This window comes from Pseudoroseomonas cervicalis ATCC 49957 (genome assembly GCF_000164635.1).
Lineage (GTDB): Bacteria > Pseudomonadota > Alphaproteobacteria > Acetobacterales > Acetobacteraceae > Pseudoroseomonas > Pseudoroseomonas cervicalis.
On record NZ_GG770778.1, the window covers coordinates 655,488 to 663,010 of the forward strand.

The window sequence follows — 7,523 nt, forward strand, 5'->3', positions numbered from 1 at the left end:
GCCGACGCCGGCCTGATCCCGCCCGGCCCGCCCGCCCCCTCGCGGCGGGGCGGGGGCAGGAAAAAAAGCGCGGCGCTTGGCGCGCCAGCGCCGGACCGGTAGAACCGGGGCCGAACCTCTGCCCGGAAGTATGGTCATGGCCGCTCACCAGTACGTCTACGTGATGAAGGATCTCACCAAGTCCTACCCGGGCGGGCGTGAGATCTTCAAAGGCATCACGCTCTCCTTCCTGCCCACCGCCAAGATCGGCGTGCTGGGGCCCAACGGCGCCGGCAAGTCGACGCTGATGCGCATCATGGCGGGCCAGGACAAGGAGTTCGGCGGCGAGGCCTGGGCGGCCGAGGGCGTGCGCGTCGGCTACCTGTCGCAGGAGCCGCAGCTCGACCCCACCAAGACGGTCGGCGAGAATGTCCGCGACGCCTTCGGCACGCTGGCCGCCGACCTCGAGCGCTTCAACGAGATCTCGATGAAGTTCGCCGAGGAGATGAGCGAGGAGGAGATGAACACCCTCCTCGCCGAGCAGGCCGAGCTGCAGGAGCGGATCGACGCCAACAATGGCTGGGAGCTGGACCGCACCATCGACATCGCGCTCGACGCGCTGCGCTGCCCGCCGGCCGAGAGCCCGGTGACCAACCTCTCGGGCGGCGAGCGCCGGCGCGTGGCGCTGTGCAAGCTGCTGCTCGAGAAGCCGGACCTGCTGCTGCTCGACGAGCCGACCAACCACCTCGACGCCGAGAGCGTGTCCTGGCTGGAGAAGACGCTGCGCGACTACCAGGGCGCCGTGCTGGTGGTCACCCATGACCGCTACTTCCTGGACAACGTGACCAACTGGATCCTCGAGGTCGATCGCGGCCGCGGCATCCCGTATGAGGGCAACTACTCCGCCTACCTCGCCGCCAAGCGCAAGCGCCTGGCGCAGGAGGAGAAGGAGGAGAGCACCCGCCAGCGCCAGCTGGCCGAGGAGCAGGAATGGATCGGCCGCAGCCCGGCCGCCCGCCAGGCCAAGAGCAAGGCGCGCATCCAGGCCTATGAGGAGCTGCTGGCCAAGAGCCAGGAGCGTGCCCCGGACCCGACCGAGATCCAGATCCCGCCCGCGCCGCGCCTGGGCAACCTCGTCATCGAGGCCGAGGGGCTGCGCAAGGGCTTCGGCAACAACCTGCTGATCGACGGCCTGTCCTTCAAGCTGCCGCCGGGCGGCATCGTCGGCGTCATCGGCCCGAACGGCGCCGGCAAGTCGACGCTGTTCAAGATGATCACCGGCAAAGAGCAGCCGGATGGCGGCACGCTGAAGATCGGTGACACCGTCTCCCTCGGCTATGTCGACCAGAGCCGCGACACGCTGGATGACAAGCGCACCGTCTGGCAGGAGATCTCGGACGGCGAGGACATGATCATGATGGGCAAGCGCGCCGTGCCGAGCCGCGCCTATGCCGCCGCCTTCAACTTCAAGGGCGGCGACCAGCAGAAGCCGGTCGGCGTGCTCTCGGGCGGCGAGCGCAACCGCGTCCACCTCGCCAAGATGCTGCGCAAGCCGCACAACGTCATCCTGCTCGACGAGCCGACCAACGACCTCGACGTCGACACGCTGCGCGCGCTCGAGGAGGCGCTGGTGGAGTTCGCCGGCTGCGCCGTGATCATCTCGCATGATCGCTGGTTCCTCGACCGGCTGGCGACGCACATCATGTCCTTCGAGGGCGACAGCCACGTCGAATGGTTCGAGGGCAACTATCAGGCCTATGAGGCCGACCGACGTCGACGCCTTGGCGCGGCGGCCGATCAGCCGCACCGGATCAAGTACCGGCCGCTCACCCGGTAACCGGATGGACGGCCTGGCGCGGGTGGAAGCCCCGCAGACGGTGCGCACGCCGCGTCTGGTGCTGCGCCCGGTCGGCCCTGGGCATCTGCCGGAGCTCGTCGCCCTGAAGGGGGACGAGGCCGCCTTCGGCCTGATGCTGCACGGCACCCGCAGCCCGGCCGAGGTCGCGGAGGAGCTGCAGGACGACATCGCCTTCTGGGCGGTGCGCGGCTACGGCACCTGGGCGGTGCACCGGGCGGAGGACGATGCCTTCCTTGGCATCACCGCCCTGGCCGAGCGGCCGGATGGCCGCGGCGTGGCGCTGCGCTTTGCCCTCTGGCCGCACACGCGCGGCCGCGGCTATGCGCGGGAGGCGGCGCGCGCCGCGCTGGATTTCGGCCATGGCACGGCCCGCCTGCCGCGCATCATCGCCGTGGCGCGGGAGGACAATCTGGCCTCGCGCGGGGTGCTGGAGGATATCGGCATGCGTCCGGTGGCGGAGTTCCCGCGCGCCGGGCACCGCATGCTGGTCTATGAGAGCCTGCGGCCGCCGCCGCCGCCCGCCCAGCAGGGCGGCTGAGCGGCGCCGCTACCGGAGCGACGGATCGGGCCGGGGAAGGGCGCTTCCCCGGCCTTTTCCATGCCGGGGCGGCCTGTGCCTGCCACAATGTTTCCCCATCCGATCAATGGCATGGGTGGAATTGCGGTTGAAATAAGGCAGTTCTGCCACATTCCTGTTGAAACCAGGGCAGGCTGGTGCGATAGCCCCGGCCCAGGGAGGAGCAAGACCAGGCTGAAGGAGGCCATGTTGGGTCCGCTCCGCATCATCATGCTCGCGGCACTGCTGCTGCCGCTGCTGGCCACCGCCCCGGCCACGGCGCAGGAGGCGCGCGGCCTGCTGCCGCAGGGCGTCACGCTGCGCGCCGCCATCGGCGGCGCCGTGCCCTATGCCCGCAAGGAATCCTATCTGGTGGCGACGCTGGGCGGCGAGAAATCCGGCAAGATCGCCTTCGCCGGCAGCCTGCCGCTCTCCAGCCTCAGCCGCCCGGTCTTCGAGACGCGGCCGCTCTATGTGCTGGGCGGCGGCGTCGCGCTCGGCCGGGTCGGTGCCGGGCACCTGTCGCTGGACGGCCAGATCGCCGCCGCCGCCGAGCGTCCGCAGGACGAGCCGCGCCCGCTGCTGGGCCTGGCCCGGCTGCGGCTGGTGTTCTGACCCCTCAGGCCCCGCGCCGCCGCGCCAGCAGCCGCACGCCGAGGATGGCGCCGCCGATCACCAGGAAGGACAGGGCGGTGGAGACGGTGCCGAGCGCGTAGAGCACCGGCGTCGTCACCGTCGTCGTCATGCCGAGGATCTCCAGCGGCAGGGTGTTGCCGCTGCCCGCCGTCAGCAGCGTGCGGGCGAACTCGTCGAAGGACAGGGTGAAGCCGAACAGCGCGATGCCGACGACGCTCGGCGCGATGATCGGCAGCACCACATGCCAGAAGCTCTGCCAGGGCGTCGCGCCCATGTCGCGCGCCGCCTCCTCCCAGCTGCGGTCGAAGCGGTTGAACACGGCGAACATGATCAGCAGGCCGAAGGGCAGGGTCCAGGTCAGCTGCGCGCCGAAGGCCGAGGAATACCAGGCCGGCTCCCACTCCATCAGGTTGAACAGCAGCCCGATGCCGAGGCTGACCAGGATCGAGGGCACGATCAGGCTGGCCAGCGTCAGGTAGAACAGCACCGTGCTGCCGGCGAAGCGGCGGCGGAACGCCATGCCGGCGGCCAGCGAAATGACCACCGTGCTCGCCGTCACCATCGCCGCCAGCAGCAGCGTGCGCGTCATCGAGGCGCCGAGATCGCCCACCGCCTGCGGCTGGAACAGCCGCGCGAACCAGTGCAGCGACACGCCGTTCATCGGGAAGGTCAGCCCGCCATCCGGCCCCTGGAAGGAGAGGATGGTGATGGTCAGTGTGGGCCCATAGAGGAACAGCAGGAACAGGGCGAACAGGCTGCCCAGCAGCAGCCGCGCGGCGCGTCCGGGCATCGCCTACAGCTCCTTGCGGATGTCGATGGCGCGCAGCATGGCGCCCACCAGCAGCAGCACCATGGCCAGCAGCACCACCGCATTGGCCGCCGCCGCCGGATACTGCATCAGCCCGATCTGGTTGCTGATCATCAGCCCGACCGAGGCGCTCTGCCCGCCGCTCATCAGCCGCACCGTGGCGAAATCGCCCATCACCAGCACGACGACGAAGATGCTGCCGATGCCGATGCCCGGCTTGCACAGCGGCAGGATGACGCACCATAGCGTCTGCCAGAAGCCCGCCCCGGCATCGCGCGCCGCCTCCAGCAGCCTTCGGTCGATGCGCATCATGGTGTTGAAGATCGGCACCACCATGAACAGCGTGTAGAGATGCACGAAGGCGAGGATCACCGCGAAATCCGAGAACAGCAGGAATTCCAGCGGCTGCTCGATCGCGCCCATGCCGATCAGCGCGCTGTTCAGGATGCCGTTGCGGCCCAGGAAGGGCACCCAGGCGATCATGCGGATCAGGTTGGAGGTCCAGAAGGGCACGGTGCACAGCACGAACAGCACCATGCGCAGCGTCGGGCTCTGCACCACGAAGGCCAGGAAATAGGCCAGCCAGAACCCGAGGCCGAGCGTCACCGCCCAGGTGACGGCGGCGAAATACACCGTCTTCAGATAGGTCTGCCAGGTGACGCGGGAGGCGAAGACCTCCCGGTAGTTGGTCAGCACGAAATCCGGGATCAGGCTGAAGCTGTCATAATCGTAGAAGCTGACGATGACGAGCATGGCCAGCGGCACCAGCAGGAAGGCCGCCAGCACCAGCGCCAAAGGCGCGGCCTGCAGCCAGGGGAACCATCGGGTCATCAATGCTCCGCGTCACTCGGGCCCAGGCCAGGGGGCGCTGCCCCCTGGACCCCCGCCGGGGGAATAGGATTCCCCCGGACCCCGCCGGTCCTTATGCAGCGATGAACTCGTTCCATTTCTGGACCATGTAGCGGTCCTCGTTCATCACCGAGTTCCAGCACACCACCCGGCCCATGCGCTCCTGGAAGGAACCGCCATCGCGCACCGCGCCGGCCTTCTCCATCACCTTGCCATCGGGCGCGATGATGTCGCTGGCGGCGGGCTTGCCCTCCATCCAGTAGCCCCATTCGTTCTCGGTCATCTGCGCCTTCGCCGTCTCCAGCACCGCCGAGTAGTAGCCCTGGCGGTTGAGGAAGGCGCCGGCCCAGCCGGAGAGATACCAGTTCAGGTATTCATAGGCGGCGTCGAGTTGCAGGCCCGACAGGTGACGCATCAGCCCGAGGCCCGAGCCCCAGGCGCGATAGCCCTCCTCCAGCGGCTGGTAGACGCAGGGAATGCCGCGGGAGCGCACCGCGGTGACGGCCGGCGACCACATCGACTGGATCACCACCTCGCCCGAGGCCATCAGGTTGACGCTCTCGTCGAAGGTCTTCCAGAAGGCGCGGAACTGCCCGGCGCGCTTGGCCTCGATCAGGAAGGCGATGGTCTGGTCGATCTCCGCCCGGGTCATGTTGCCCTTGTCGGCGTATTTCACCAGGCCGGCGCTCTCGGCCACCATGGCCGCGTCCATGATGCCGATGCCCGGGATGTTCAGGATGCTGGCCTTGCCCTTGAAGGCCGGGTCCAGCAGGTCGCGCCAGTTGCGGATCGGCCGGCCCACCAGATCGGGGCGGATGCCCAGCGTGTCGGCATTGTAGATGGTGGGCAGCAGCGTCATCAGCCCGGTGCGCTCGCTGGCGAAGCCGCGCGCATTGGCGTCCGGCACGAAGCCCACGGAATAGGGGCTGGTGCCCTGCGCCACCACCGAATCCGGCGTCAGCTTGCCCGTGGTGAAGATCGGCACGATCTTGTCGGCCAGCTTGATCCGGCTGGTGTCGATCGGCTGCATCACCCCGGTCGGGTAGACCTTCTTGATGCTGAAATACTCGATATCGGCGATGTCGAAGCTGCGCGACTGCGTGGCGGCGCGCTGCGCCACCGCATCCGTGTCGGTCACCGTCAGCTGCAGGGTGAAGCCCAGATCCTTCTTCACCTGCTCGGCGATCGGGTTCAGCCCGGAGACGCCGGTGCCGATCTGCCGCAGCGTGACGTTGCGGATGTTCTGCGCCCAGATCGTCGGGAAGCCGGTGACGGCGCCGCTGCCCAGCGCCGCGCCGGCCAGCGCCAGCGCGCCGCGCCGGGTGAGGGAGGTCTTCGTCTCGGTCATTCGCACGCTCTCCTGTCCAGTCTTGCTCTTGCGGCGCGTCAGGCGGCGCCCTGGGGCAGGGGGTGCGCGTCGCGCGCCTCCCAGCCCAGGGTGGCGGCCTCGCCCGGCGCGACGGGCGAGGCATGGAACTCGGCATCCGGCAGCAGCGCCTCGGCGGTCTGGCCATCGGCGGCGCGCAGCACCACGCGCACCGCGGCGCCCTGGTATTCGACGGCGCTGACATGGCCGGACAGGCTTGGGCCGGACAGGCTCGGGGCCCCCGGCGCGGCGGCGAGCCTGGTGCGGTCGGTGCGCACGGCGAAGCGGCCCTGCGGCAGGGCGATGACATTGTGCCCGCCGATGAAGCGGGCGACGAAGGCGCTGGCCGGGCGCTCGAAGATCTCGCGCGGCGGGCCGGCCTGGGCGATGCGCCCCTGGTCCATGACGACGGCGATGTCGGACAGCGCCATCGCCTCCTCCTGCCCATGCGTCACATGGATGAAGCTGATGCCCAGCTCGCGCTGCAGCCGCTTCAGCTCCTCGCGCATCTGGGTGCGCAGGAAGGGGTCGAGGGCGGAGAGCGGCTCGTCCAGCAGCAGCACCTTGGGGCTGGTGATCAGCGCGCGCGCCAGCGCCACGCGCTGCTGCTGCCCGCCGGAAAGCTGCGCCGGCAGCCGCTCCGCCATCTTCTCCAGCTGCACCAGGCGCAGGAATTCGCGGGCGCGGGCCAGCCGCTCCACCTTGGCGACGCCGCGCATGCGCAAACCGAAGGCGATGTTCTCCAGCGCCGTCAGGTGCGGGAACAGGGCGTAGGACTGGAACATCATCGCCGTGCCGCGCGCCGCCGGCGGCAGGGCGGTGACATTGCGCCCGGCCAGCAGGATGTCGCCCTCGCTGACCGCCTCATGCCCGGCGATCATGCGCAGCGTGCTGGTCTTGCCGCAGCCCGAGGGGCCGAGCAGGCAGCAATAGCTGGCCGGCGGAATCGCCAGCGAGATCGCCTCCACCGCCAGCGCCGCGCCGTAGCGCTTGCTGACGCCGACCAGTTCCACATCCGCGCGCAATCGACCCGCCCCGTTGCTGTGCTGCCGTCCGGGAACAGAGCAAGCGCCATACCACAGCCGTTCCGGGCCCGGACGGGCCTCGCAGCGGGGCCCTAGGCCGTGCGGCTGCCCGGCCGCGATGCAGCGCCGCGCCCCGGTTGCACAGCGGCCGGGCAGGGGAGGGATGATACCAGTTCCATTTCCTGGCAATCCTTCCCCTATTCTGATGATGCGGTGCAGGGGGCCGCACGCTGCAATTCCCCCAGGAGAGTGCGAATGCCGGATGCGACGATCTTTTGCCCGACCTTGTCTGATCGCGACTTGTCCGATGTCGGATCAGTATGCCGGGAGCTCGACGATCTGGTGGAACTCGCCTGGGAACCAGGCTGGGCGCCGCAGGCGCTGGCCCGGCTGGTCGCCCTGTGCGGCCGGCTGCGCGCCACGCGCGACGCGGCCGGCTGGCAGGC

General features: G+C 69.5%; 8 protein-coding genes. 4 read left to right on the top strand and 4 right to left on the bottom strand.

The window, feature by feature from the left end; genetic code table 11:
* Positions 1-136: 136 nt before the first annotated feature.
* The 3 genes from ettA to HMPREF0731_RS10130 all read left to right on the top strand — a co-directional run bounded on the left by ettA (position 137) and on the right by HMPREF0731_RS10130 (position 3,008).
* The gene (gene ettA / locus HMPREF0731_RS10120; RefSeq protein ID WP_040612657.1) at positions 137-1,816 is read left to right on the top strand and encodes an energy-dependent translational throttle protein EttA; all 1,680 of its coding nucleotides are present in this window, start codon (positions 137-139) and stop codon (positions 1,814-1,816) included.
* Between the two features lie 4 nt (positions 1,817-1,820).
* Positions 1,821-2,375, top strand: a complete 555-nt coding sequence (locus HMPREF0731_RS10125) for a GNAT family N-acetyltransferase (protein WP_007004011.1) — start codon at positions 1,821-1,823, stop codon at positions 2,373-2,375.
* A gap of 225 nt (positions 2,376-2,600) precedes the next feature.
* Positions 2,601-3,008: a hypothetical protein gene (locus HMPREF0731_RS10130; RefSeq protein ID WP_007004012.1), complete on the top strand. Its 408-nt coding sequence runs from the start codon at positions 2,601-2,603 to the stop codon at positions 3,006-3,008.
* 4 nt (positions 3,009-3,012) lie between these two features.
* Here the strand turns inward: HMPREF0731_RS10130 and HMPREF0731_RS10135 are convergent, their stop codons facing one another.
* The 4 genes from HMPREF0731_RS10135 to HMPREF0731_RS10150 all read right to left on the bottom strand — a co-directional run bounded on the left by HMPREF0731_RS10135 (position 3,013) and on the right by HMPREF0731_RS10150 (position 7,077).
* A complete protein-coding gene (locus tag HMPREF0731_RS10135) occupies positions 3,013-3,819 on the bottom strand; it encodes an ABC transporter permease (protein WP_007004013.1) in 807 nt (268 codons plus the stop codon).
* Between the two features lie 3 nt (positions 3,820-3,822).
* Positions 3,823-4,668, bottom strand: a complete 846-nt coding sequence (locus tag HMPREF0731_RS10140; RefSeq protein ID WP_007004014.1) for an ABC transporter permease — start codon at positions 4,666-4,668, stop codon at positions 3,823-3,825.
* A gap of 91 nt (positions 4,669-4,759) precedes the next feature.
* On the bottom strand, positions 4,760-6,034 hold the full coding sequence (locus tag HMPREF0731_RS10145; protein ID WP_007004015.1) for an ABC transporter substrate-binding protein: 1,275 nt from the start codon (positions 6,032-6,034) through the stop codon (positions 4,760-4,762).
* A 38-nt stretch (positions 6,035-6,072) separates the two neighbouring features.
* A complete protein-coding gene (locus HMPREF0731_RS10150; protein ID WP_007004016.1) occupies positions 6,073-7,077 on the bottom strand; it encodes an ABC transporter ATP-binding protein in 1,005 nt (334 codons plus the stop codon).
* Between the two features lie 255 nt (positions 7,078-7,332).
* On the opposite strand from HMPREF0731_RS10150, the gene HMPREF0731_RS25280 reads away from it, so the two are divergent.
* The coding region (locus HMPREF0731_RS25280; RefSeq protein WP_007004017.1) for a hypothetical protein at positions 7,333-7,523 on the top strand (191 nt) is incomplete at its 3' end.

Coding starts and splice junctions, on each gene's coding strand:
- HMPREF0731_RS10125 (WP_007004011.1), top strand. CDS start 1,821: ATGGACGGCCTGGCGCGGGTGGAAGCCCCGCAGACGGTGCGCACGCCG.
- HMPREF0731_RS10130 (WP_007004012.1), top strand. CDS start 2,601: ATGTTGGGTCCGCTCCGCATCATCATGCTCGCGGCACTGCTGCTGCCG.
- HMPREF0731_RS10145 (WP_007004015.1), bottom strand. CDS start 6,034: ATGACCGAGACGAAGACCTCCCTCACCCGGCGCGGCGCGCTGGCGCTG.
- HMPREF0731_RS10140 (WP_007004014.1), bottom strand. CDS start 4,668: ATGACCCGATGGTTCCCCTGGCTGCAGGCCGCGCCTTTGGCGCTGGTG.
- HMPREF0731_RS10135 (WP_007004013.1), bottom strand. CDS start 3,819: ATGCCCGGACGCGCCGCGCGGCTGCTGCTGGGCAGCCTGTTCGCCCTG.
- ettA (WP_040612657.1), top strand. CDS start 137: ATGGCCGCTCACCAGTACGTCTACGTGATGAAGGATCTCACCAAGTCC.